Genomic DNA, 24,942 nt, shown 5'->3' with positions numbered 1-24,942 from the left:
TAAGAGGTAAGATAAATGGAAAACTTAATTACTTTTCTATCAAAATACGGTATATTCGGTGTGCTTTTAGCCGCTTTCTTCGAGCCCATAATTTTCCCGCCTCCCGTTGAGATAGTTTTGCTTCCGGTTATGCTTAGCAACCAGGATAAAGCAATATTAATAAGCTTAGTTACAGTTTGTGTCTCATTTATAGGAGGGATGGTCGGGTATAATCTGGGCAAAATTGCAGGAAGGCCATTGATTATAAAGATGTTTGGAAATGATGCACTGAATAAGGTAGAGGAAATATATAATAAATACGGAATTTTTGCAGTCATGACTTCGTCCTTTACACCTATACCTTATGAGGTATATACATTGTCTGCCGGGGCTTTTAGGATGAACTTTTATCGTTATTTGATTGCCACTTGTCTTTGCAGATTGCTAAGATATGTGCCAGAAGGTATACTGATACAGCTCTTTGGCCATGCAATGTCTAAAAAAACTTTTGAATCCGTAACCTTTGTTGCAATAGCCTTGATTGCAGTGTTCATCATATACATAATAATTAAAAGATACGCTAGAAAATAATTTAAGTCTGCCGGTGTCAAAATTGATGCCGGTATTTTTTTTATAAATAAATTCAAAAAATCAAGTAATAGGACAAATTGTCCGATTAATAATTATAATAAGGACAATTTAAGATCCGTTATAGTTAATTTATTGTAGGAGGGATATTAATGAAAACAATCAGGGTTCCTAAATTCGTTAAACCTATTTACAGCGGCAAAGATAAATTAAATGAACTAATACAAAAATATATAGTAATTAAAATATCTGCATTGACAACTACAATAAAAAATAAGTTCAAAAAAGCATAACATTAGGAGGTATTGACTTGCAGTGGGTAGCAGGGCTTTACGGAAGAATTTCAACAGACCACGAAGAACAGCACGAGTCTATCCTGGTCCAGCGTGAGGCGCTTATAAAGTATGCCCAGGATAACGGCTTTGAAATCAACGGATATTATTTTGATGAGGGATATTCCGGAACAAGCTATGAACGGCCCCAGATAATTAGGCTTAAAAAAGATATATTAAATGGCAGCATAAATGTTGTTGTTGTAAAAGACCTTTCAAGATTAGGGAGAAACAATCCCCTTACCTTATTGTTCTTAGAGTACTTATCCGAAAATGGAATCAGGCTTGTATCAATAAATGACGGATATGACAGCTTTAAGGATGAAGATGATTATATCGGGATAAAGACCTGGTTTAATGAAAGGTATTCAAAGGAATTATCGCACAAGATAAAATTTGCTCTCAAGCATAAAAAAAGCAAAGGGGAATACTTGGCGGCCTTTGCACCCTATGGATACAGAAAATCCAAAACAGAAAAAAACAAATTAGAAATAGACCCATATGCCGCTTTAATTGTAAAGGAGATATTCAACTTATATATTAAAGGCTATGGGTTTTTAGGCATTGCAAATATCCTCCAAGAAAGAGGAGTATTAAACCCCTCAAGTTATAATTCATATTCAAAAGTGTCCAAAAACTGGGATTGGACTACAATTAAAAGGATAATAAAGAACAGGGTATATCTGGGTCATTCCATACAGAATAAAAGCAAAAAGAAAAGCTACAAAAGCAAAACCTTAATCTCAGTACCCCAGAAGGATTGGATAGTGGTAAAGAATACCCATGAAGCAATAATTGATGAAGAAACCTTCAATACCTGCCAGAATATATTAAGCAGCAGAAAAACGAAAGGAAACTACAGATGCGGTGCAGCGGGGCCTCACTTATTTTCATCCTACCTGTTTTGTCATGATTGCGGTAAGCACATGTATTATAAAAATATAAAAGGAAAAGGCTATTACAGGAGCGGTGGGTATGTTAAATACGGCAGGTCATATTGCACCAGTCACCAGGTTTCAGAAGAGGAACTTGTAAACATATTGGCATCAGAGCTTAAAAAATTAATGGATGAAAATATATCTATAAATGATTTGGTAGATGAAATATATAAGGGTATGAATATTGACGCCGGATGGTCTGATGAATTAGTTGCGATAGAAGAAGAACTAAAAAAGAACAGAATAAAAATTGATATTATGTACAGGGATAGATTGGAAGGCATAATAGATGGGCGATCATTTGAACGGCTGTCAGGGGAATATTCAAAAATAATTTTTAAGCTGGAAGAGATAAAAAATCAGCTGATTGTAAAAATTATTTCAGAAAAAAATGACGAGGAAGTGAAAATCCAATTATTAAATGAAATTAAAGCTTTGCTAAATTTAGATTCCTTTGACAGAGAGCTTATAGAATTTATACTTAAGCGAATGGAAATTTGCGAGGAGGAAATTTTAATAGAATTTAATTTTGAAAAACCCTGATTCTACGAACTATATATCACATCTGATAAATCCTGTTTATAGAACCAAAAAATGAGGCATAATGTTAATAATTACCATTGGAATATCAGAATAAGTTTTATATAATAAATTATATGTTCAGCTGAGTCCGGTGGTACCGGAGCGGGGGAGAAACTTAATTGGGGTGTATCTTATTAAAGAGGGCTACTCTATGGCCTAACCCGACAACTAACCTCGTAAGCGGGATAGAGGAGGTTACATATGGACAAAAGAAAAAAGTATGCTATATTGATAGCATGCTTGGCGGTAACGATTATTTCCGTTGTTGTGATACTGTTATCTCAGAATACACAGGATGTTACATCACAACAAAAGATGGAAGTAACTCAGACCGTTGACGATACACAGGTTTTAGCTGCCGCTGATTCTTCACAGGTCAATGAGGAACAAACTAATGAGACTGCACTGGAGAGTACCGAAGAAACAGATGAAGCTGAAGAGAACAGCGAAGAGCCAAAGAAGCCTGAGATTTTAACCTACACTGTAAAATCAGGTGATACACTGGGTGCCATATCAAATGAATATGGCGTGACTGCAAATTCAATAGCAAGTTCCAGTAACATTTCTGTCAACTCAACTTTGAAAATCGGTCAGCAATTAAGGTTCCCGTCAATAAAGGGAATACTTTATAAGATCAAAAGCGGTGATACCCTTTCAAGTATTTCTAAGTTATATGACATAAAAGTTGACGATATAGTAAAAACCAATGGTATGGAATCTGCTAATAAATTGAATATCGGTCAGGAGATAATATTGCCGGGCGTAGATCAGGTAAAAACCGTAGTTGTCGCATCAAAAACCGCTGCCGTTGCATCAAGAGGTTCATCAGTCTCCGCTGCAGCCAGCGCAGTTGCTTCAATAAGCATGTGGCCTGTAAGAGGCACGCTGACATCCTTGTTTGGCCCAAGATGGGGTACAACTCACAAAGGAATAGACATAGCAGCGCCCACTGGTACAAATGTAAGTGCGTTTTTAGACGGTAAGGTTGTACATAGCGGATGGGAAGGCGGATACGGTTATCTCGTTATAATTGATCACGGCAACGGACTTAGAAGCTATTATGGACACAACTCCAAATTGTTGGTTAGTGTAGGACAGCAGGTCAGCAAAGGAGATATAATAGCTAAAGTCGGAAGCACGGGAGATTCGACAGGCCCTCATTGCCATTTTGAAATCAGAAAAAATGGCACGGCTGTAAATCCTCTCAATTATTTGAAGTAACATAGGACGCATTTAAATTTGCGGAATCTATTAAAGCACTAATTTTTTAGTGCTTTTTTTATAGTAAAAGCTTTTGGATTTAAGAGGTAAGATAAATGGAAAACTTAATTACTTTTCTATCAAAATACGGTATATTCGGTGTGCTTTTAGCCGCTTTCTTCGAGCCCATAATTTTCCCGCCTCCCGTTGAGATAGTTTTGCTTCCGGTTATGCTTAGCAACCAGGATAAAGCAATATTAATAAGCTTAGTTACAGTTTGTGTCTCATTTATAGGAGGGATGGTCGGGTATAATCTGGGCAAAATTGCAGGAAGGCCATTGATTATAAAGATGTTTGGAAATGATGCACTGAATAAGGTAGAGGAAATATATAATAAATACGGAATTTTTGCAGTCATGACTTCGTCCTTTACACCTATACCTTATGAGGTATATACATTGTCTGCCGGGGCTTTTAGGATGAACTTTTATCGTTATTTGATTGCCACTTGTCTTTGCAGATTGCTAAGATATGTGCCAGAAGGTATACTGATACAGCTCTTTGGCCATGCAATGTCTAAAAAAACTTTTGAATCCGTAACCTTTGTTGCAATAGCCTTGATTGCAGTGTTCATCATATACATAATAATTAAAAGATACGCTAGAAAATAATTTAAGTCTGCCGGTGTCAAAATTGATGCCGGTATTTTTTTTATAAATAAATTCAAAAAATCAAGTAATAGGACAAATTGTCCGATTAATAATTATAATAAGGACAATTTAAGATCCGTTATAGTTAATTTATTGTAGGAGGGATATTAATGAAAACAATCAGGGTTCCTAAATTCGTTAAACCTATTTACAGCGGCAAAGATAAATTAAATGAACTAATACAAAAATATATAGTAATTAAAATATCTGCATTGACAACTACAATAAAAAATAAGTTCAAAAAAGCATAACATTAGGAGGTATTGACTTGCAGTGGGTAGCAGGGCTTTACGGAAGAATTTCAACAGACCACGAAGAACAGCACGAGTCTATCCTGGTCCAGCGTGAGGCGCTTATAAAGTATGCCCAGGATAACGGCTTTGAAATCAACGGATATTATTTTGATGAGGGATATTCCGGAACAAGCTATGAACGGCCCCAGATAATTAGGCTTAAAAAAGATATATTAAATGGCAGCATAAATGTTGTTGTTGTAAAAGACCTTTCAAGATTAGGGAGAAACAATCCCCTTACCTTATTGTTCTTAGAGTACTTATCCGAAAATGGAATCAGGCTTGTATCAATAAATGACGGATATGACAGCTTTAAGGATGAAGATGATTATATCGGGATAAAGACCTGGTTTAATGAAAGGTATTCAAAGGAATTATCGCACAAGATAAAATTTGCTCTCAAGCATAAAAAAAGCAAAGGGGAATACTTGGCGGCCTTTGCACCCTATGGATACAGAAAATCCAAAACAGAAAAAAACAAATTAGAAATAGACCCATATGCCGCTTTAATTGTAAAGGAGATATTCAACTTATATATTAAAGGCTATGGGTTTTTAGGCATTGCAAATATCCTCCAAGAAAGAGGAGTATTAAACCCCTCAAGTTATAATTCATATTCAAAAGTGTCCAAAAACTGGGATTGGACTACAATTAAAAGGATAATAAAGAACAGGGTATATCTGGGTCATTCCATACAGAATAAAAGCAAAAAGAAAAGCTACAAAAGCAAAACCTTAATCTCAGTACCCCAGAAGGATTGGATAGTGGTAAAGAATACCCATGAAGCAATAATTGATGAAGAAACCTTCAATACCTGCCAGAATATATTAAGCAGCAGAAAAACGAAAGGAAACTACAGATGCGGTGCAGCGGGGCCTCACTTATTTTCATCCTACCTGTTTTGTCATGATTGCGGTAAGCCCATGTATTATAAAAATATAAAAGGAAAAGGCTATTACAGGTGCGGTGGGTATGTTAAATACGGCAGGTCATATTGCACCAGTCACCAGGTTTCAGAAGAGGAACTTGTAAACATATTGGCATCAGAGCTTAAAAAATTAATGGATGAAAATATATCTATAAATGATTTGGTAGATGAAATATATAAGGGTATGAATATTGACGCCGGATGGTCTGATGAATTAGTTGCGATAGAAGAAGAACTAAAAAAGAACAGAATAAAAATTGATATTATGTACAGGGATAGATTGGAAGGCATAATAGATGGGCGATCATTTGAACGGCTGTCAGGGGAATATTCAAAAATAATTTTTAAGCTGGAAGAGATAAAAAATCAGCTGATTGTAAAAATTATTTCAGAAAAAAATGACGAGGAAGTGAAAATCCAATTATTAAATGAAATTAAAGCTTTGCTAAATTTAGATTCCTTTGACAGAGAGCTTATAGAATTTATACTTAAGCGAATGGAAATTTGCGAGGAGGAAATTTTAATAGAATTTAATTTTGAAAAACCCTGATTCTACGAACTATATATCACATCTGAGATATCATGGGTAACCAAAACAGCGGTTTTTTGCTCCTGTTTCAAAATTGTGCTTATTTCATCTGATACCGCAAGTCTGGTTTGATAATCAAGGGCGGAAAATGGTTCATCTAAAAGCAGCAAATCGGGATTGGTGGCCAGCGTTCTGATTAATGCCACACGCTGGCGCATTCCTCCTGAAAGCTGACGGGGGTAATAGTTTTTAAAGCTTAAAAGCCCATATTTCTCCAACATATCATATACTAAGGTTTTTTGTTCCGGTGTAGTCTGATGCTGAATTTCAAGGCCCAACATGACATTTTGTTCTATGGTCCTCCATTCAAATAAAACATCTTTTTGAAATACGTAGCCTATTTTGCTGGTTGTTCCTGTAATCGGCATTCCATCAAGAAATATTTTACCGGAGGATGGTTTTAACAAACCTGATATCATAGATAAAATGGTGGATTTTCCGCAGCCGCTGGGTCCAACAATGCTTATGAACTCACCTTCATCCACGATGAGAGAAAAATCATGCACAGCTTCTGTTTCGCCGGACAGGGTATGATATTTCATGGAAACATTGATTATTTCAAGCTTGGGATTTGGCACTATTATCCCCCCCTTTACATTACTTAGTTTTTACCGGCTTGTATTGCAAATTTATTGTCTACAACATTTTCAAATGGAGGTATCTGAGGCAGCAAATCTGCTTTGTAGGTCTTTATAACATCGCAAAGCCTGTTTAAGGATTCTTCGGATAGTATAAGGTCCTTTGACCAGGCATCCTGATCCTTGTATCTTTTTACAACCTTTGCAAGCTGGGCAGCATCGGAACCTGGAAAGAAAGATTTAACTGAGTCTGCTATTTCTTCGGGAGTATGGCTTTCAACCCAGAGCATTCCCTTATATAGAGCATTGGTGAATTTTTGTATAGTCTCAGGATTACTCTCCATATAGGATTTTGTAGCAAAGAAACAGGTGTAGGGAATTTCTCCCGAGTCTTTACCTATTGATGCTACTATCGAACCTGCACCCTGGTCTTCTAATACGGTGGCTGTAGGTTCAAATAATGCTACATAATCCCCCATGCCGCTTCTGAATGCGGAATGTGTAGCTGTGAAATCAAGATTTGTTATGAATTCAACGTCTTTTAATGGATCAAGTCCATGCTGCCTTATGACATACTCTAAAGTCATTTGGGGAACACCGCCCGGCCTTCCGCCTATCAATGTTTTTCCTTTAAGGCTCTCCCATTTAAAATCCGTTTCGGGGGTTCTTCCTACCAGGAATGATCCATCTCTCTTTGTGAGTTGTGCAAAAACAACTGTATAGTCTTCTCTTCCTTGATTGTAAAGGTAAATTACCTGCTCCGGTCCGCAAAAACCTATGTCAGCATTCTTTGAAAGAACTTGCTGCATTGTCTTATCTGCGCCTTGTCCGGTTGAGAGTTCGATTTCAAAGCCTTCCTCTTCAAAGAAACCTTCGTTTATAGCCGCATACATGGGAGCATAGAATATGGACCTTACAACTTCATTTAATCTTATTTTTGTGAGCTTCACAGGTTCAGATGTTGGACTCTTTGCAACTGTAGGTGTTGGCGTTGTATCACCTTTGTTTTGTTCTGCTTTAGTGCATCCGCTGAACAATGAAACAATTAATGTAATTATGATTAAAATAATCGCTGTCAGTTTGATTTTACGCAAAACTACCCCTCCAGGTATAAATATTATCAGTCTATACTATTCCTTAACTCCAATATAGGTTACTTGCAGGTGAAAGAATATTTTTAAAATTAATGTTGACATTTCTTAAAATATGGGTATATTATAAACTATGAAACATCTTTAAATATTGTTAAAATGCTATGATGAAGAGGAGTAAACTAAAACTTCCGTCAGAGAGGGAGGCTCATAGGCTGAAAGGTTTTCCGGGTTTATGTTTTTAGTTGAAGGTAGCTTCTGAGCATCCGGGCTGAATTTAAAGTAAGCTCTGACGGTTTCAACCGTTATGTATTGAGAGCCGGTGTTAGCCGGAATTAAGGTGGTACCACGGAAATATATCCTTTCGTCCTTTCTAAGACGGAAGGGTTTTTTTATTTTAATTAGGGGCCGCTGCATTTTGAACACGATCTTTGCTATGTTCAAGTTCCACAAGTTCTAAGGTTCCCTGCTCTGAAAATGCAAGAATTTTTAAACTTCTTATCGCTCAAACAATCTAAAATTCTAAGCATTTTCTGCATCAGCGTTACCAAGAACTTGTTAAGGAACTCTCACAATTCATTTACGTTGTTCAAAATGCAACAGTTCCAATAGCAAAATTAAGGAAAGGGGGCACTACTAAAGTTTTGTCCCCAACTAAGGGAGGAACCATTATGGATGAGACAAAAAATCTTGCGAAAACCTATAATCCCAAAGAATTTGAGGAAAGATTATACGATAAATGGATGGAAAAAGGGTATTTTACACCTGAGGTGGATAAAGATAAAGAGCCCTATACAATAGTTATACCTCCGCCAAACATCACAGGACAGCTTCATATGGGCCATGCGCTGGACAATACAATACAGGATGTCCTTATCAGGTGGAAGCGGATGCAGGGCTATTCAACCCTTTGGGTTCCCGGTGAAGACCATGCAAGTATTGCAACGGAGGTTAAGGTTGAAGAAGAGCTTAAAAAACAGGGAATTATAAAAAAGGAAATAGGAAGAGATGAATTCTTAGACAAGGTTTGGGACTGGACTCATAAATACAGGGCAAGGATAAGAGAGCAGCTTCAGAAATTAGGCTCCTCCTGTGATTGGTCAAGGGAACGCTTTACTATGGATGCAGGTCTTAATGAAGCTGTTAAAAAGGTCTTCATCGATTTATATGAAAAGGGACTTATATATCGCGGAAGCAGGATCATAAACTGGTGCCCGAGATGCAAAACGGCACTTTCAGATGCGGAAGTTGAATATACAGAACAGCAGGGACATTTCTGGCACATCATGTATCCCGTTAAAGGCGGCGCGGAATATGTTGTCGTTGCCACTACCAGGCCGGAAACCATGCTAGGAGATACAGCCGTTGCAGTACATCCGGAAGATGAAAGATACAAGCATTTAATAGGCAAAATGCTGATACTCCCCATAATGAACAGGGAAATTCCAGTCATAGCCGATTCCTATGTTGATAAGGACTTTGGAACAGGCTGCGTTAAAATTACACCTGCCCATGACCCTAATGACTTTGAAGTAGGTCAAAGACACAATTTAGAGCAGATAAGGGTAATGAATGACGACGGTACCATGAACGAAAAGGCAGGAAAATATGACGGCCTTGACAGATACGAAGCAAGAAAGCAGATAGTAGAGGATTTAACCTCATTAGGTCTTTTGGTTAAAACAGAAGAGCATGACCACAATGTAGGAGAATGCTACAGGTGCAGCACAACAGTTGAGCCCATACTTTCAAAGCAGTGGTTTGTAAATATGAAGCCCCTTGCAGAACCTGCCATTGAAGCAGTTAAAAATGGGAGCATAGAATTTGTACCCGACAGGTTCTCAAAGGTATACTTTAACTGGATGGAAAATATTCAGGATTGGTGTATATCAAGGCAGTTATGGTGGGGTCACAGAATCCCCGTTTGGTATTGCAAGGACTGCGGTGAAATAATAGTAGCTAAGGATATACCTCAAAATTGCGGCAAATGCCAATCCACCAACTTAATGCAGGATGAGGATGTCTTAGATACCTGGTTCAGCTCCGCCCTATGGCCTTTCTCAACATTAGGCTGGCCGGAAAACACTGAGGATTTGAAGTATTTTTATCCCACAAGCGTTTTGGTTACCGGCTATGACATCATATTCTTCTGGGTTGCCAGGATGATATTTTCAGGCCTTGAATCCATGAAGGAAATACCTTTTAATCATGTATTCATACACGGTATAGTAAGGGATTCAGAGGGAAGAAAAATGAGCAAGTCCTTAGGAAACGGCATTGATCCTCTTGAAATAATAGACCGTTACGGTGCCGATGCTTTGCGTTTCATGCTCATGACAGGCAATACTCCCGGAAACGATATGAGATTTTATATGGAAAGGGTGGAGGCCTCCCGTAATTTTGCAAACAAGATATGGAATGCATCAAGATTTGTTATGATGAACCTTGATGAAGACAAATATAAATTTGAAGACGTAAAGGAAAATTTATCAATTGAAGATAAGTGGATTTTAAGCAGATTCAACAAGGTAACTTCAGAGGTTACCGAAAATTTGGACCGCTTTGAATTGGGTATAGCAGCGCAAAAGATATACGATTTCTCCTGGAACGAATATTGCGACTGGTATATCGAGCTTATAAAAACCAGGCTTTACGGGGAAAATAATGATTCCAGGAAAGCAGCCATTTACACAGTTTCTTTTGTACTTGAAGGAATGCTCAAATTATTGCACCCATTTATGCCCTTTATAACAGAGGAGATATTTACCCATCTTAAAGGTGATGATTCTTCAATAGTGATATCAGAGTGGCCTAAAAATGACGAGGTCTTCAAGGATGAAGATGCCGAGGAAAAATTAAATCTTATAATAGAAGCCATTACAAGCATCAGAAACGTCAGGGCACAAATGAATGTACCGCCTTCTAAAAAAGCAAGGGTTATGCTTGTAGCTTCAAATCAAAAGGCGCAAAGCGCAATAGAAGTTGGCAGGGTATTTTTCGAAAGGCTGGCTTCTGCCGGTGCCGTTGATATAATGAAGGATAAAAAAGACATCCCTGATGATGCCGTAAGTGCCATAACTCATGGAGTGGAAATCTACATGCCTTTAGAGGATCTGGTTGATAAGCAAAAAGAAATCGACAGGCTTACAAAGGAAAAGGAAAAGCTTGAAGGTGAAATTGCAAGGGTAGAGAGCAAGCTTTCCAATGAGAAATTTATTTCAAAAGCACCTCTTAATCTAGTAGACGAAGAAAGAGCAAAGGGTGTAAAATATAAGGAAATGCTTAGTAAAGTCATAGAGAGACTTGAAAGCTTAAAAAAATAAATATTTTTTAATAATTTGCCGGGGCCAAGGCTCCGGCTTTAGAATGGAAGTGAAATATATGAATTTTAATGAGGCCATGGACTATATAGAAAACACTACAAAATTCGGTATGAATCTGGGACTTCAGAGGATAAACAAATTACTGGAGTACATGGGCAATCCTGAAAAGGAATTAAAATGCATACATATTGCCGGCACAAACGGGAAGGGCTCGATTACCACTATGATTTCAGATATTTTAGCTGAGTGCGGTTACAGGGTAGGTGTGTATACTTCACCTTATCTTCAGCGATTTTCTGAAAGGATCAGAATAAATGAAGCTGAGATAACAAATGAGGATATTGCACGGCTTACCACTGAAATAGCACCTATAGTCGACAGGATAATAAGCGAAGGACTGGAGCACCCCACGGAATTTGAGATTATAACAGCCATGATGTTTAAATACTTTAAGGAAAAAAATGTTGATTATGCTGTTCTTGAAGTAGGATTAGGCGGCAGATTGGATTCAACCAATGTAATAAATCCTGTGCTGGCGGTTATAACATCCATTGATTTTGACCACATGTCGGTACTTGGGAATACCTTAGGTGAGATAGCAGGTGAAAAGGCAGGAATTATTAAAGAAAATGGAACTGTAGTTATATACCCTCAGCAAAAAGAAGCCCACGATGTAATTAAGAAGACCTGCATCGATAAAAATGCCCGCTTAATAGAAGTAAAGGAAGAGGGTATAAATTTAAAGAGTTATTCAATGGACGGACAGGTATTTGACACAGAATTTGAGGATGAAACATTAAAAGATATACATATAAACCTTCTTGGCGAATATCAGCTTTTAAATGCAAAGACTGCCATAGCTTCGGCAAAGGCGTTGCAGGAATTGGGAATAAATATTTCAAAGGAATGCATATACAATGGATTAAGGAAGTCAAAATGGCCGGGAAGGCTGGAGGTTATGAAAAAAAGCCCTATTATATTATTGGATGGAGCTCACAACCTTCAAGGCATAAAGAGCCTTGAAAAAGCAGTACGCAAATATTTTGACTATAAAAGGCTCATTGCCGTGATGGGTATATTAAGTGATAAACAGGTTGAAGATATGTGTGAGGTCTTTATGCCCTTGGCTGATGTAATAGTCACCGTTACGCCTGACAGCGACAGAGCTCTTCCTGCAGAGGAATTAAGCAAAATTGCCCGTAAATATTGCGACACCGTCATAACAGGAGAAAGCATTGAAGCTGCTTTTAAAAAAGTAATGGCAATGGCACAGCCCGACGATATGGTGGTATTTTGCGGGTCTCTTTATATGATAGGACACGTCCGCACACTGGTAGAAAATTTTAGGTAATATATAAAACCCAAGAGGAATATAAATTACTATGTTTAACTAGAAGTTTTAATTTATATTCCGGGGGATGATAGAGATTACAAGTAGCTGGGATAGACTCGATACAAAAGTAAAGCAAAAAGTAAAAGAGGATATTTTTAAGGCTCAAAGACTATACTATCTTTATCAAAAGCTGGGCAAAAGAGCGCCCCGTAATCTCAATGAGTTTTGTAAAAACAATCTCAATAATTATATCAAGCTGGCAAAGCAGCTGGATATAAGCCTGACTCCGGAAGAATTATACAACCGGCTTTTCAAAAAATGAGAGGGAAAATCCCTCTCATTCGATATTTTTTGTATTAAAAAAGTCGAGCATTGCAAAAATAGCTTTGGTATCATGTAGATATGGAAGGGGGGAGAGATAATGCTAAAGGAATTAAATCATGTAATTGACTATATTGAAGAGCATTTAACGGATGATCTGCCTCTTGAAATAATTTCCGAATATGCCGGGGTTTCTGACTATCACTTCAAAAAGATATTCTTTTATCTTTCTGGATTTACCCTTAATGAATACATCAAAAATAGGAAACTGTCGGAAGCAAATAAGGATTTATTAAATGGAGAAAGAGTAACGGATGTTGCTTTTAAATATGGCTATCAGTCAGTGGACGGCTTTACCCGGGCATTCAAAAAATGGAGTGGTTTTTTGCCTTCAGATGTAATAAAAAAAGGCATAAGTAAATCCTTCCCCAAACTTTCATTCATAATAACCGTAAGAGGAGGAATTAATATGGAATTTAGAATTGAAGACAAACCGGCTTTTAATTTAGTCGGTGTAAGTAAACGTGTCCCTATGCAATTTGAAGGCGTTAATAACGAGATTGTGAAGCTTGCACAAAGCATAACGGATGAACAGAAAAAAGAAATGCATTCTCTTCAAAATATAGCGCCTTATGAAATTGTCAATGCTTCTTATGATGCTGACGCTAATTTCTTAAAAGAAGAAGGAGATTTGACTCACCTGATAGGTGTTTTAACGACAGAAAATCAAGTAAGCGGCCTTTTAGATAAAGTGCCGGTGGAAGCCTGCACTTGGGCCATATTTCCAAATGAAGGACCATTTCCGTCAACGCTGCAGGAGACAATGGCAAGAACATATTCAGAGTGGCTTCCTTCTTCCGATTACGAAGTAATCAATGCTCCTTCTTTTTCTTTTACTAAAATGGATGAGCATAAAAAGGATTACGCTTATAGTGAAGTCTGGATTCCTGTTAGGAAGAAATAAAAAGTAAAAATATATTATTGTATTGGGCGCAATTTTATATTTTATTGCTGGCTGTTGAGAATTACGAAGACTAGCAAGAGAGGATATATAGACTTTTAACTGATAAAGGATATACTAATTTTTATTGTAAACATGTTTAATAGAGGTATTAAAGTTCCCTGATACTCATATTTTAAACCTCCATCGGTAGTTTTTGATTAAATCAAAAAACTACCGATACTTTAATTTTGAAAGGTTATCACATATGATAAAGGAAAACTATAATAAAAAAAGGAGGAGGCATGTGGCTAATATCATAGGTAAAGATCTAATAATAAGGGAATTAGGCAAGTGGTTTCCGATGGGATGCAGAGTTGTAAATATTACGTTTATATCCAATAGCTTTAATGATAAATCTAGTCTAGAACTTACTATTATTCCATATGTAAATCAAAGTAAAAAGATAACATTGCATTTTAGCGGTGTAGATAAAATTTCAATTCTGAAAATTAAATCTGACGGTATAAATTGTGCCTTATTGAAATATTTGATTATACAAATAATCAATGGGAAGAGATAAATTGATGGGTTGGCGATTTTAAAACAGACTCAATTAATTTTTATGCTGAAAATGCTAGATTAGCTTCAATTACAGATGTCAATGTCTAAATCTATAGTTTAGTTTATTTACATTAAAACAATAAATAAGTTGCCCATTAAAATAGAAGTATTTTTAATTTTGTAACTAATATCCTAGCCAATCATACTATGTAGTATGATTTGGTGAGGAGGAGAAGGAATGCCTGATAGCTGTAAAGATGGGGCGCTGCTGTTCGTTTCAAATATAGGGGAGGATACAATATCAGTTGTAGACATAGGTACAAGCATGGAAATAAAAAGAATACGATTGCATTCTAAAAACAAAATGCTTTTTAGAACTAAAAAACCTGTTATGGGTCCTCACAGCCTGAGGATGGATGGAAGCAAGAGTATTATATACAGCGTAAACTGCTATGATGATAGCATATGCGAAATTGATAAAAAAGAGCTTGATGTTAAGGAATGCTATTTTGCAGGAAGCCATCCAAATGATATAGCTATAAACAAAGATGAATGCTACGCTTATATTACAAACGGAGATTCGGACGCCGTTTCCATAATTGAACTTAGCAGCAAGAAAATCATCGGACAGACTTCGGCAGGTTCATTCCCTCACGGAATATGCATGAGCAATGACGGTGAATACATTTACATTGCCAATATGGATGGCAACAACATAACCATAATAGATACATGGAGCAACTCAAAGGTATCCAGCATAACTGTAGGCAGCCGGCCTTTGGATATTATATCATCAAGGAACGGAAAATATTTATATGTAACCTGCAGCAATTTAGGTTATGATTCAAAGGGTTCAGTTGCAATAATTGAGACGGGCAGCTACAAAGTAATGAAGAATATTGAAGTAGGTAAAATACCCGTTCAAATTGAGCTATCTGAAGAAGGTCATTCATTGTATGTCACCAATTTAGGAAGCAATGATGTATATATAATAGATTTAAACAGATTCAAGGTAAAAGACAGAATAAAAGTAGGCAAAATGCCAAGGGGTATTATAAGTCATGGAGGATATATCTATATAACCAACAGCGAAGATAACAATATATCCGTTATCGATATAAAAAGCAATGAAATAATTAAAAATATTGATGTTGGAATTGAGCCTACATCAATATTAATAGTTCAATAAATATTTATTTGCTTAACAAAATATCCAGTATTTTTTTACGGTTTTTTTTGGCGCTGGAATTCCAGTTAGAGCATACTTTCTTTGCTTCTTCTATGGATTTTATGCTTATTTTAAGCTCGAAAATATCAGAGGCGGTGTTATCAATCATATTGAGGGTCACCAAATATGAATCATCATCATGTTTGGCATAGCCGGCAGTGAATTTTATATCGTTTTTTAACTGCTCATTATGCTTTGAAAGATAGAGATCCACAGATTCTTTTTTTGAATCTGCAATGCGGTTTTCAAAATATTCCAGGGTATTTTTGCCTTTGGAAGAGAGCTCATAGAGAACTCTTTTTCCATCCTTGTATACATTCAATAATTCAGAGGACGCCAGTTCGCTCAAATATTGCTGTAGATGAAAGTAGTTCATAAATCCGTTTTCCAGCACAATTTCAGTAATAGAAGAGTTGGATACCGTCTGCTTTATGGTTTTAAATATATAAAGTAGCAGCAATTTGCTTTCTGCTAATTCGTATGTATCTCCAAACATAAAATTCCTTCCTTTTCATGTTAATAGCTTAGTAATATTATATCTTGTCGCAATGATTCCAAATGGCTATGCCATTTGAAATTATTATATCATGAAATTTACTATGCAAATTTCGTGGCGAATGAATTCAGGTAATATCATCATCACTTGAATTCATTATATCATTAAGATGGAAATGGAAAACAGTTATTGTGAAATAAAAAAGAAGAAGCAATAAAATTTTTGCTTCCTCTTTTTTTATGTTCATTTAGATTTTCTCCAGCGACTTTCCATTAAGTAATTCTTTTTCTGCCAGGGCTATCATCCTTTTTACCATGATACCGCCCACTTTACCGCAATCTCTGGAGGTTATATTTCCCCAGTAGTCTTCGGAGCCTTGATATACGGGAATGCTTAATTCAGAAGCAATTTCGTACTTAATGTTATCAAGAGTATGATGAACATCGGGAACCAGCTGTGTTCTTCCTGAAGAATTTTGACCTAATGCCATAAACTCTCCTCCTTTTATAATTTTAGTATTTATTATAATAATTTTGATTCGTTATTAATTTATCCCATAGGAGAAAATTTATGAAAGTTATATTGTGCTGTAAATGCATAATATATTTAGGTCTTACATATAAATATATTTTAGTAATTTTTTTCAATATTATGCTTTTTATAGTGAAACATGCAAAGTTGTTTCAAAGAATAAAAATTGCTCAATAAAATTTATTGGGTAAATTTCATGATATAATGAATTCTGAAAGAATTCATTCGACATGAAAATTATGAAATAAATTTCATGATATAATGGTACTATATTTAAAACAATTCAAGGAGAAAGTTTATGGCTTCCAATGCTGAAATACTGAAGGAAAAAATCATTGAGTGGGGGGCTTCAAAAGTCGCCTTTGCCAATGCAGGAGATTATTTGCCGGCATATTTTAAGAATTTGAAATATGCGGTATCAATTGCGGTGAGACTTTCTGATGCAATTATTGATGAAATAAAGGATGCTCCGACTCATACATATTTTCATCATTATAAGGCGGTAAATGCACTTATTGATAATATAACCTTAAGGGCATCTCTTTTAATTCAGGACTGGGGGTATTTAGCCGCGGCCATTCCTGCATCCCAGACGGTAAAAACTTCAGAGGATTTGTATACGGGCATATTTCAGCATAAGACAGCCGCTAATTTAAGCGGCTTGGGTTGGATAGGGAAAAGCGGTTTATTGATAACTCCCGAATACGGGCCAAGAGTAAGGCTGGGCACAATACTAACCGACATGGAGCTTCCCGGAACAGAAGATATACATAATACTGACTGCAAGGGCTGCAATATATGTAAAATCGCCTGTCCTGCAATGGCTATTACGGGGAAGAACTGGTACAAGGGGGTACAGCGTTCTGAAATAATAGATGCAGAAGCTTGCAGCAAGTACATGAATACAAATTTCAAACACATAGGCAGGGGTTCGGTTTGCGGTATATGCATGAATGTGTGTCCCCATGGCAAAAACATCAATAAAAGAAAAATGGAAAGAGTCTGATATCACTCTATCCATCTTTTGGTAACTGGTAATTTTATCTTTTGTTTCTTAAAATATTTAATCTTATGTTAAATGGCAATATATCTTTAATAAAGATATACCATTTTTATTATCTCCGATTTTCAAATTAATATGCATAATCTATGAAAAAAACAAAAAAATTAACATTGATGATGTAAAATTATAAGTAACGATGATTACCTGGCGGCGTTCAAAGTAACACTTAAGGAGGAGAATTACATGAGATTAAGGATTTTGACTGCAGTGCTTGCAGTACTGCTCATTGTAACAGGCTGCAGCAGAGAAGTAAAAATTCCTGAAGAAAATAAGGTTGAAGTTAAAACAGAACAAAACAAAAATGAGGATATAAAAAAGGAAGAAATAGGGAATATATCCCAAGAGGAAAAAAGCATTGATTATAATAAAATAGAAGCAAACGAAGCCGGCAAAATAATGATTCTCATGTATCATGGAGTAGGGGACACTGAAAGCGAATGGGTAAGGACACGGGAAAACTTCCGAAAGGATTTGGATATACTTTATCAAAAAGGCTACAGAACTATAAGCTTGAATGATTATATAAACAACAACATAAATACGCCGGCAGGATATACGCCGGTTGTAATCACTTTTGACGATGGACTTAAAAATCAGTTTAATTATATAGAAAATAACGGCAAGTATGAGATAGATGGAAAATGCGCAGTATCTATTATGATGGACTTTGCCAAAGACAAACCCGAGTTCGGAAACAAAGCTACTTTTTATGTTTATTATCCAGTTCCCTTTCGTCAAAGGGAATTGATTAAAGATAAGTATGAATACCTTGTCAAAAATGGCTTCGATATAGGAAACCACAGTTATACCCATGAGATGTTAGGAAAGATGGATGCAGAGGGGATACAAAAACAGATTGCCTTAAATATAAAAGCAACTGCTGAGTATCTGCCCGGCTATAACGTAAACAGCCTTGCACTGCCTTATGGAAGCAGGCCTAAAGATGAAACATTGCGGGGATTAATTGCAGCCGGTGAATATGAGGGCACGAAATACAAAAATGATGCCGTGCTTTTAGTAGGCTCTAATCCTGCACCGGCCCCCAATAACAGTGATTTTACCCCCCAGGCTCTTCCAAGGGTCAGAGCCAGCGAGATGAATACCTCAGGGACGGGTATGTATGATTGGTTAAAGCATTTTGATACACACCCCGAAGAGAGATATATAAGTGATGGAAATCCTAAGACCATTGCACTGCCTAAAGATAATAAGGAAAAAGTTAATCTTGACTCAGTAAAAGACAAAGAACTGATATTATATTAGAAACAACAATATGAAGTTAGGAGGATTTTTATGGATCCGGTTGCATTCAGTATTAACGGTTTGGAAATAAGATGGTATGGTGTAATTATTGCATCAGGTATGTTTATAGGAACAATACTGGCTATAATTGAGAGCCGCAGGGTTAAATTTGATGAAAACATTATCTATGATATAGTGCTTTTATGTGTGCCTTCGGCAATTGTAGGGGCCAGACTGTATTATGTTATTTTTGAATGGAATTATTATAAGGACAAATTATTGGAGGCAATAGATATAAGGCAGGGAGGCTTGGCTATACATGGAGGAATAATTGCTGCCGTCCTCGCTGCCATAATCTATACCAGAATAAAAAAAGCGGACTTTTTCAAAGCCGCCGATATATGCGCCCCAAGTATGATTTTAGGCCAGGCCATAGGGAGATGGGGAAACTTTTTTAATCAGGAAGCCCATGGCGGTGCCGTAAGCAAGGAATTCATAAGCCGCTTTCCTCAATTCATACAGGAACAGATGTATATAAACGGAGTTTATTATCATCCCACTTTCCTTTATGAATCTTTATGGAATTTTGCGATTTTTATAATACTTTTATTTTACAGAAGAAAGAGCAAAGTCACAGGCGAAACATTTATGCTGTACATAATATTTTACTCCGTAGGAAGATTTTTCATCGAAGGTTTACGGACGGACAGCCTTATGATAGGAAGCTTCAGGACTGCTCAAATCACCAGCATAGTACTCATTCTTTTAGGTATAACGGGTATTGTCATTCTGCGGAAAGTCCAATTAAGAAAAATTTAATGCTATTTTAGGCAATTTTATTGGAAACTTATGTTATAATTCTTTATAGGTTATAAAGGGGTGTGAAACATGAGAATAAATAAGTTTTTGTTCTATACATTGCTCGTACTGTTTTTAATAAGTACTTCTTTTTCAACGATTATTGCCGTTTCTCCTGCAATGGCAGTAAAATATGTTCCGGATATACCCATAGTAAAAGAGCTTATCAAGTTCAGTCAGGAGAACGATGAACTTAAAGACAAGCTTGAGGTAAATGCCGATGCAATTGAAGAATATAAGGATACCCTGACAGAGGATGAAAGAAATGAAATTGCCAATCTTGTTCTTAATTTCATAAGGGCTCAGTATTCAGGAGATTTGGATACCCTGTATTCTTATTGTTCAGAACAATTTATTGAAGTGCTAAAAGACGACCCGTTTTTGGTACAAGCTCGTGATAATGAGCCGGCTCTAAAATTCGTATTGATAAGCAATATAGCAAAAGAGGATGGTAATTATATGGCTTTTATAAGGCTGGAGGATGAGGGAATGGATTCCCAGTACCAGCTGAACTTTTATCTGATTAAAGATAAGGATAGCTTTTTAATAGATAATATAGAAAAGGATATCTAGAATAAAGACAGATGCGGAAAATTAATTCTGCATCTTTTTTATTGTAATTAAGAGGCGATAGTTGATGTTATAAAAGTAGACTGCCGGCAATATACATATACCAAATCAAGGAAAGTGGAGGAATGTTTTTGCAGGTTTTATATATCAGAAAAAAGTATATGACAGCTTTGATTATGGCATTTGTCTTGGCGGCAGCAGCTTTTTTTTACGCTAAGGGTCCGGGAAAAGAGGATATAGGAGCATTCATAAACAATGAAAAAAATATGCCTATATACAGCGTGGATGTGCCTGACAAGAGAGTAGCTTTGACCTTTAATGTGGCATGGGGTGCAGAATATACTCAGGAAGTCATCGATATTCTTAAAAGGTATAATATTAAAGCAACTTTTTTTCTGACCGGCGCTTGGATAAGCAAGTATCCGGATGAGGCGGAATATATTTATAAATATGGTCATGATATAGGCAACCATACAACAACAAATGTAGCATTGACTAATTTATCAAAGAGCAGCATAATCAAGGAAATTAAAGACACGGAAGATAGGATATTAAAAGTGACGGGAATAAAGACTTCCTTACTTCGTGTGCCTTATGGTGAATATAATGAAAGGGTGATATTAACAGCAAATGAATTGGGATATAACACCATACAATGGGATGTTGACTCCTTTGATTGGACGGGTATTTTACATAAGGATATCCATGAAAGGGTTATAAAAAACATTGGCAGCGGCTCCATATTATTGTTTCATTGTGAAAGCAAAAATACAGTGGAGGCATTGCCTTCTATAATAGAGGATTTAAGAAAACAGGGTTACAAATTTATTACCGTAACAGAGCTTCTCTTAAAAGATAATTATTATATAGACAATTCAGGGAGGCAAAGGTCCCTGAAATAAAATCTCCACCGTTAAAGCATCAAAGATTGCTAGCTTATCCCGGAGATCTAGGTTTGTGCAACAATAAAACAAGGGCTTCTTTTCAAGGAGCTCTTGCTTTACCGTGGAATAAAAAAATACATACTGTATACTCTAATAATATCAAGACTGCAAGGGGAGTGCTTATATTGTCTTTGAATACTAATAAGAGAATTATAACTATAGGAATTTTTGGATCTAATGGAAAAACTTCGACATGTAACCTGCTTTCCAGAATATTTAATAGTACGGGAGTATCAATAGCAACAATAAATGACAAGAAACAGGCAAGCTCTCAAAGAATCATGACGAATATTGAATTATATAAAAGGTTAATAAAATTGGAATATAATGATATTATTATACTTGAGATTAACGATGAGCTTTTAAAATGCCATGAAATTTATGATATCAGGTTTGATATACTTATAAACTGTGGTATATCCGAAGATTCATACGAATACAGTGCCGAAGGAATGGACAAAATCAAAAGACTTATAAATTCATTGCATAATTCTAAAATACTCATTTTAAACACAGATGATGACATATGGAAAAACAATATGTTCTTCAATGATACATATCTCATCACCTATGGATTGGGAAGCAAATCTACCGTTACCGCCTCCAGCATAGACTATGGCGACAAGCTTGAATTTTGTTATTGTCTGCAAAGATCCATTTCCACTCTTAACGGCAAAGAAATAGAACCTATGGAGATTCCCGTTACATTAAAAGCAGTAGGGCAGCACAACGTATACAACGGGATGGCTGCTGTAACATCAGCTCTTTTTTGCGGAATAAGTCCGGATAATATACGGAGCATCATGGATGGCAACTTGAAAATCACAAGCGGGGTAAGGACAATATACAGCAACAATGATTTTAAAGTAGTGGATAATTTATGCGATACACTCTTGGGTTTTGAAACAGGCTTTGAGGCTATCCAGAATATCTCATATGAAAAAATGCACTTATGTTTTAATTTCAATTCCGAAAATAATGCCCCTAAAGAGAAATTGCTGGGATCAATAGGAGCGTGGATTCAGACATTGAAAATTAAGAACATAAGCATTTTTAAATACAATTTAGACTCAGATGATTTAGACCTAATTAAACTATGGGGAGAGAGTTTTTTAAAAAACGATGTTGATATTTTGCTATGGGAAGCCACAGAATACAGTATCGAAAAAATAATTGGACTTTTAGAAACTAATGATTTGCTAGCCTTTTTTTGCAGTAATCATCTTGACGTACTAAGGGAAAAATTAACGGAAATCTTGGATAAACGTATTCTGGACAGAAATTCCTTAATCAAGAACTTATAAAATATTTTAAAAACCCTCATAAAAGAAGAGAAATGTGAATAAGTATATCTTAGATTTATTAACGTAGAAATACGAAGGGAGAGAGAGGGTTATGGTGGATAATGTTATAACCTCAAACAAGGCATATGTAGAAGGGAGTATAGCATCGGAACCGGAGTTTAGCCATGAAATGTATGGAGAGGGATTCTACAATTTTAATATCAATGTTGGCCGTTTAAGTGACGTGGCAGACCTACTACCAATTACAATATCCGAGAGGCTCATCGATGGTGTTGAACTTACTATCGGGAAATATGTCATAGTTGAGGGACAGTTAAGATCCTATAACAAGTATACCGACGGAGGTAACAGGCTCATCCTTACTATATTTGCCAGGGATGTAAGCTTTGATGGAGAGAGGACAAAAAATCCCAATCAAATTTATCTCGATGGATTCATATGTAAAAAACCTGTCTATAGAACTACCCCCTTTGGAAGAGAAATCACTGATATGCTCGTAGCAGTCAATAGGCCTTATAATAAGTCAGATTACATACCGGCAATTGCATGGGGAAGAAATGCAAGATTTTCGGAAAAATTAAATGTTGGCGATCATGTTAGAATATGGGGAAGAATCCAAAGCAGGGAATATCAAAAGAAATTAGGGGAGGCAGAAGTAATAACCAAGACAGCTTACGAAGTCTCCATATCAAAAATGGAAAAGGTTGAAGAAGAAATACAACCGGCAGAATAACTGCCGGTTTTTCACATTACTATTTGCGTAAATCATCAAGCAATTTAGTTTTATCCTTGGTCTTATCATCAACGAATTTAATTACCTTGGCAGGAGCACCTGCAACTACAGTTCCGGACTCAACATCCTTTGTTACCACGGCACCGGCTGCAATAACCGCACCTTCGCCTATATGGACGCCCTCTAATATTACCGCATTTGCACCAATTAGTACATTATCTTCTATTATAACAGGAGTGCGGCTGGGTGGCTCTAGTACGCCTGCCACTACGGCACCTGCGCCTAAGTGTACGTTTTTGCCCAGCTTTCCTCTGGCGCCGACTACGGCATTCATATCAACCATTGTTCCGTCGCCTATATCAGCACCTATATTTATAACTGCACCCATCATTATTACCGCATTGTTTCCTATCTTAACCTTATCTCTTATAACAGCACCAGGTTCAATACGTGCATTAACCTTTTTAAGATCAAGCAGGGGAATAGCTGAGTTTCTTCTGTCATTTTCTATGGTGTATTTTTTTATTTTGTCTTTATTAGATTCAATTATGGATGCTACAGTGTCGCTTTCGCCGAATAGTATCCAAAAATTATTATTACCGTATACTTCTAAATCCTTAAGGTCAATTCCATTAAGAGCACCATCAACGTAAGCCTTAACCGGAGTTGATTTTTTAGCTTCCTTTATGTACCGTGCAATTTCATAAGGATCTGTTAAGTCGTATTTTTCGTCGATATTAGAGTTTAAATTATCCATTGCAATTGCTCCTTTGCCTTTATACAGCTTATGTTTTATTTTTTGATTATAATAACATTGTATTGTAATAATGTCAATTATATAAAATATATACAGAATAATAATTTTATTGTATTATATATTTGATTATTATAAGGAATAAGAGCAAAAGAGCAACTTAAAAGGAGGAAAGTTATGGAACTTAAGCAGGGGCTCGTTCAGGTTTATACAGGTTCAGGAAAAGGTAAGACAACTGCTGCATTAGGACAGGCATTTAGAGCTGCAGGAAACGGACTTAAGGTATACATGGTTCAGTTTTTAAAATCAGGGACTACTGGCGAACTGACTTCTGTTAAAAAAATGTCTCCGGATTTTCAGATATTCAGATTTGAAAAACCGGCAGGTTTTTTCTATACTTTAAGTGATGAAGAAAAAGCTCAATTGAAGAAAGAAATTGAAAAGGCTTTTGAATTCTGTAAGGATGTAATTAAAAAGCAGGAATGTGATGTTTTAATCTTAGATGAGATAATGGGAGTTTTAGGAAATAAGCTGTTAAATGTAGAAGAAGTTTTGGAATTTATAAAAAGCAAACCCGAGAAGATGGAATTGATAATGACAGGACGCAATGTTCCTGATGAAATAGCAGCTGCCGCAGATTTAGTAACCGAGATGCGGGAGATAAAACATTATTACAGCAAGGGAATACCGGCAAGAAAAGGTATAGAGTTTTAATAGCAAGGGTCTGTTGCCTTTTAAACATTACATTCGCTATGTTCGAGTTCTGCAAGTTCTAAGGCTCCCTGCCTTGAAAACACAAGAATTTTTAAACTTCCTACCGCTCAAACAATCAAAAATTCTAAGTATTTTCTGCGGCAGCGTCACCAAGAACTTACAGAGAACTCCCACAATGCTCATTACGTTGTTTGAAAGGCAACAGACCCAATTTTT

Annotated in this window: 25 protein-coding genes, 1 pseudogene, 1 riboswitch and 1 other annotated feature; of the genes and pseudogenes, 21 read left to right on the top strand and 5 right to left on the bottom strand. The window is 36.3% G+C overall.

The features are described from left to right. The first annotated feature begins 15 nt into the window (after positions 1-15). The 7 genes from OXPF_RS19930 to OXPF_RS19910 all read left to right on the top strand — a co-directional run bounded on the left by OXPF_RS19930 (position 16) and on the right by OXPF_RS19910 (position 6,100). Positions 16-570 (top strand): YqaA family protein, encoded by a 555-nt coding sequence (locus OXPF_RS19930; protein WP_054876964.1) that lies wholly within the window; start codon positions 16-18, stop codon positions 568-570. A 149-nt stretch (positions 571-719) separates the two neighbouring features. Then, positions 720-860: a hypothetical protein gene (locus tag OXPF_RS22705; RefSeq protein ID WP_160317277.1), complete on the top strand. Its 141-nt coding sequence runs from the start codon at positions 720-722 to the stop codon at positions 858-860. Between the two features lie 17 nt (positions 861-877). Beyond that, on the top strand, positions 878-2,380 hold the full coding sequence (locus OXPF_RS19925) for a recombinase family protein (protein ID WP_054876966.1): 1,503 nt from the start codon (positions 878-880) through the stop codon (positions 2,378-2,380). Positions 2,381-2,489: 109 nt separating this feature from the next. Next, a riboswitch (cyclic di-AMP (ydaO/yuaA leader) is annotated at positions 2,490-2,617 on the top strand. Between the two features lie 3 nt (positions 2,618-2,620). Continuing rightward, a complete protein-coding gene (locus OXPF_RS19920) occupies positions 2,621-3,640 on the top strand; it encodes a peptidoglycan DD-metalloendopeptidase family protein (protein WP_054876965.1) in 1,020 nt (339 codons plus the stop codon). 95 nt (positions 3,641-3,735) lie between these two features. Continuing rightward, the gene (locus OXPF_RS19915; RefSeq protein ID WP_054876964.1) at positions 3,736-4,290 is read left to right on the top strand and encodes a YqaA family protein; all 555 of its coding nucleotides are present in this window, start codon (positions 3,736-3,738) and stop codon (positions 4,288-4,290) included. A 149-nt stretch (positions 4,291-4,439) separates the two neighbouring features. Continuing rightward, positions 4,440-4,580 carry a hypothetical protein gene (locus OXPF_RS22700; protein ID WP_160317277.1) on the top strand — a complete coding sequence of 47 codons (141 nt, stop codon included), beginning with the start codon at positions 4,440-4,442 and terminating at the stop codon, positions 4,578-4,580. A 17-nt stretch (positions 4,581-4,597) separates the two neighbouring features. Then, complete coding sequence (locus OXPF_RS19910; protein WP_054876963.1) at positions 4,598-6,100, top strand: recombinase family protein; 1,503 nt, start codon at positions 4,598-4,600, stop codon at positions 6,098-6,100. A 14-nt stretch (positions 6,101-6,114) separates the two neighbouring features. On the opposite strand, the pseudogene OXPF_RS19905 reads toward OXPF_RS19910, so the two are convergent. Continuing rightward, positions 6,115-6,681 (bottom strand): annotated as a pseudogene (locus OXPF_RS19905) (ABC transporter ATP-binding protein); the annotation flags it as partial. 59 nt (positions 6,682-6,740) lie between these two features. After that, positions 6,741-7,811 (bottom strand): ABC transporter substrate-binding protein, encoded by a 1,071-nt coding sequence (locus OXPF_RS19900; RefSeq protein ID WP_054876962.1) that lies wholly within the window; start codon positions 7,809-7,811, stop codon positions 6,741-6,743. A 152-nt stretch (positions 7,812-7,963) separates the two neighbouring features. Next, positions 7,964-8,183, top strand: a binding site (T-box leader). Between the two features lie 296 nt (positions 8,184-8,479). Here OXPF_RS19900 and OXPF_RS19890 point away from each other — a divergent pair. The 6 genes from OXPF_RS19890 to OXPF_RS19865 all read left to right on the top strand — a co-directional run bounded on the left by OXPF_RS19890 (position 8,480) and on the right by OXPF_RS19865 (position 15,478). Continuing rightward, positions 8,480-11,131: a valine--tRNA ligase gene (locus OXPF_RS19890; protein ID WP_054876960.1), complete on the top strand. Its 2,652-nt coding sequence runs from the start codon at positions 8,480-8,482 to the stop codon at positions 11,129-11,131. A 58-nt stretch (positions 11,132-11,189) separates the two neighbouring features. Then, positions 11,190-12,482 carry a bifunctional folylpolyglutamate synthase/dihydrofolate synthase gene (locus tag OXPF_RS19885; protein ID WP_054876959.1) on the top strand — a complete coding sequence of 431 codons (1,293 nt, stop codon included), beginning with the start codon at positions 11,190-11,192 and terminating at the stop codon, positions 12,480-12,482. A 67-nt stretch (positions 12,483-12,549) separates the two neighbouring features. Further along, positions 12,550-12,786, top strand: coding sequence for a hypothetical protein (locus OXPF_RS19880; protein ID WP_054876958.1), 237 nt, complete (start codon positions 12,550-12,552; stop codon positions 12,784-12,786). 99 nt (positions 12,787-12,885) lie between these two features. Then, positions 12,886-13,749: an AraC family transcriptional regulator gene (locus OXPF_RS19875; protein WP_054876957.1), complete on the top strand. Its 864-nt coding sequence runs from the start codon at positions 12,886-12,888 to the stop codon at positions 13,747-13,749. A 283-nt stretch (positions 13,750-14,032) separates the two neighbouring features. Next, a complete protein-coding gene (locus OXPF_RS19870; protein WP_054876956.1) occupies positions 14,033-14,308 on the top strand; it encodes a hypothetical protein in 276 nt (91 codons plus the stop codon). 219 nt (positions 14,309-14,527) lie between these two features. After that, complete coding sequence (locus OXPF_RS19865) at positions 14,528-15,478, top strand: YncE family protein (protein WP_054876955.1); 951 nt, start codon at positions 14,528-14,530, stop codon at positions 15,476-15,478. A gap of 4 nt (positions 15,479-15,482) precedes the next feature. Here OXPF_RS19865 and OXPF_RS19860 read toward each other — a convergent pair whose 3' ends face one another. Beyond that, positions 15,483-16,013 carry a DUF4364 family protein gene (locus OXPF_RS19860; protein ID WP_054876954.1) on the bottom strand — a complete coding sequence of 177 codons (531 nt, stop codon included), beginning with the start codon at positions 16,011-16,013 and terminating at the stop codon, positions 15,483-15,485. A gap of 247 nt (positions 16,014-16,260) precedes the next feature. Beyond that, positions 16,261-16,503: an alpha/beta-type small acid-soluble spore protein gene (locus OXPF_RS19855; RefSeq protein WP_054876953.1), complete on the bottom strand. Its 243-nt coding sequence runs from the start codon at positions 16,501-16,503 to the stop codon at positions 16,261-16,263. Positions 16,504-16,842: 339 nt separating this feature from the next. Between OXPF_RS19855 and OXPF_RS19850 the strand changes: the two genes are divergently transcribed. From OXPF_RS19850 to OXPF_RS19820, 7 genes are all read left to right on the top strand, one after another. Beyond that, positions 16,843-17,550, top strand: a complete 708-nt coding sequence (locus OXPF_RS19850; RefSeq protein ID WP_054876952.1) for a 4Fe-4S double cluster binding domain-containing protein — start codon at positions 16,843-16,845, stop codon at positions 17,548-17,550. A 240-nt stretch (positions 17,551-17,790) separates the two neighbouring features. Then, a complete protein-coding gene (locus tag OXPF_RS19845) occupies positions 17,791-18,870 on the top strand; it encodes a polysaccharide deacetylase family protein (RefSeq protein ID WP_054876951.1) in 1,080 nt (359 codons plus the stop codon). A gap of 30 nt (positions 18,871-18,900) precedes the next feature. Further along, entirely contained in the window at positions 18,901-19,668 is a 768-nt protein-coding gene (lgt, locus tag OXPF_RS19840; protein WP_054876950.1) for a prolipoprotein diacylglyceryl transferase, read from the top strand. Positions 19,669-19,737: 69 nt separating this feature from the next. After that, positions 19,738-20,280, top strand: a complete 543-nt coding sequence (locus OXPF_RS19835) for a hypothetical protein (protein ID WP_054876949.1) — start codon at positions 19,738-19,740, stop codon at positions 20,278-20,280. A gap of 128 nt (positions 20,281-20,408) precedes the next feature. Then, positions 20,409-21,179: a polysaccharide deacetylase family protein gene (locus OXPF_RS19830; RefSeq protein WP_054876948.1), complete on the top strand. Its 771-nt coding sequence runs from the start codon at positions 20,409-20,411 to the stop codon at positions 21,177-21,179. Between the two features lie 167 nt (positions 21,180-21,346). After that, complete coding sequence (locus OXPF_RS19825) at positions 21,347-22,525, top strand: Mur ligase family protein (RefSeq protein ID WP_160317276.1); 1,179 nt, start codon at positions 21,347-21,349, stop codon at positions 22,523-22,525. Between the two features lie 94 nt (positions 22,526-22,619). Then, positions 22,620-23,258 (top strand): single-stranded DNA-binding protein, encoded by a 639-nt coding sequence (locus OXPF_RS19820; RefSeq protein ID WP_054877259.1) that lies wholly within the window; start codon positions 22,620-22,622, stop codon positions 23,256-23,258. 19 nt (positions 23,259-23,277) lie between these two features. Here OXPF_RS19820 and dapD read toward each other — a convergent pair whose 3' ends face one another. Continuing rightward, on the bottom strand, positions 23,278-24,015 hold the full coding sequence (gene dapD / locus OXPF_RS19815; protein ID WP_054876946.1) for a 2,3,4,5-tetrahydropyridine-2,6-dicarboxylate N-acetyltransferase: 738 nt from the start codon (positions 24,013-24,015) through the stop codon (positions 23,278-23,280). 174 nt (positions 24,016-24,189) lie between these two features. On the opposite strand from dapD, the gene OXPF_RS19810 reads away from it, so the two are divergent. Then, the gene (locus OXPF_RS19810) at positions 24,190-24,726 is read left to right on the top strand and encodes a cob(I)yrinic acid a,c-diamide adenosyltransferase (protein ID WP_054876945.1); all 537 of its coding nucleotides are present in this window, start codon (positions 24,190-24,192) and stop codon (positions 24,724-24,726) included. The last annotated feature ends 216 nt before the right edge of the window (positions 24,727-24,942 follow it).

The sequence above is a fragment of the Oxobacter pfennigii genome (assembly GCF_001317355.1).
GTDB lineage: Bacteria > Bacillota > Clostridia > Clostridiales > Oxobacteraceae > Oxobacter > Oxobacter pfennigii.
This window is presented reverse-complemented; position numbering and strand designations above follow the sequence as displayed.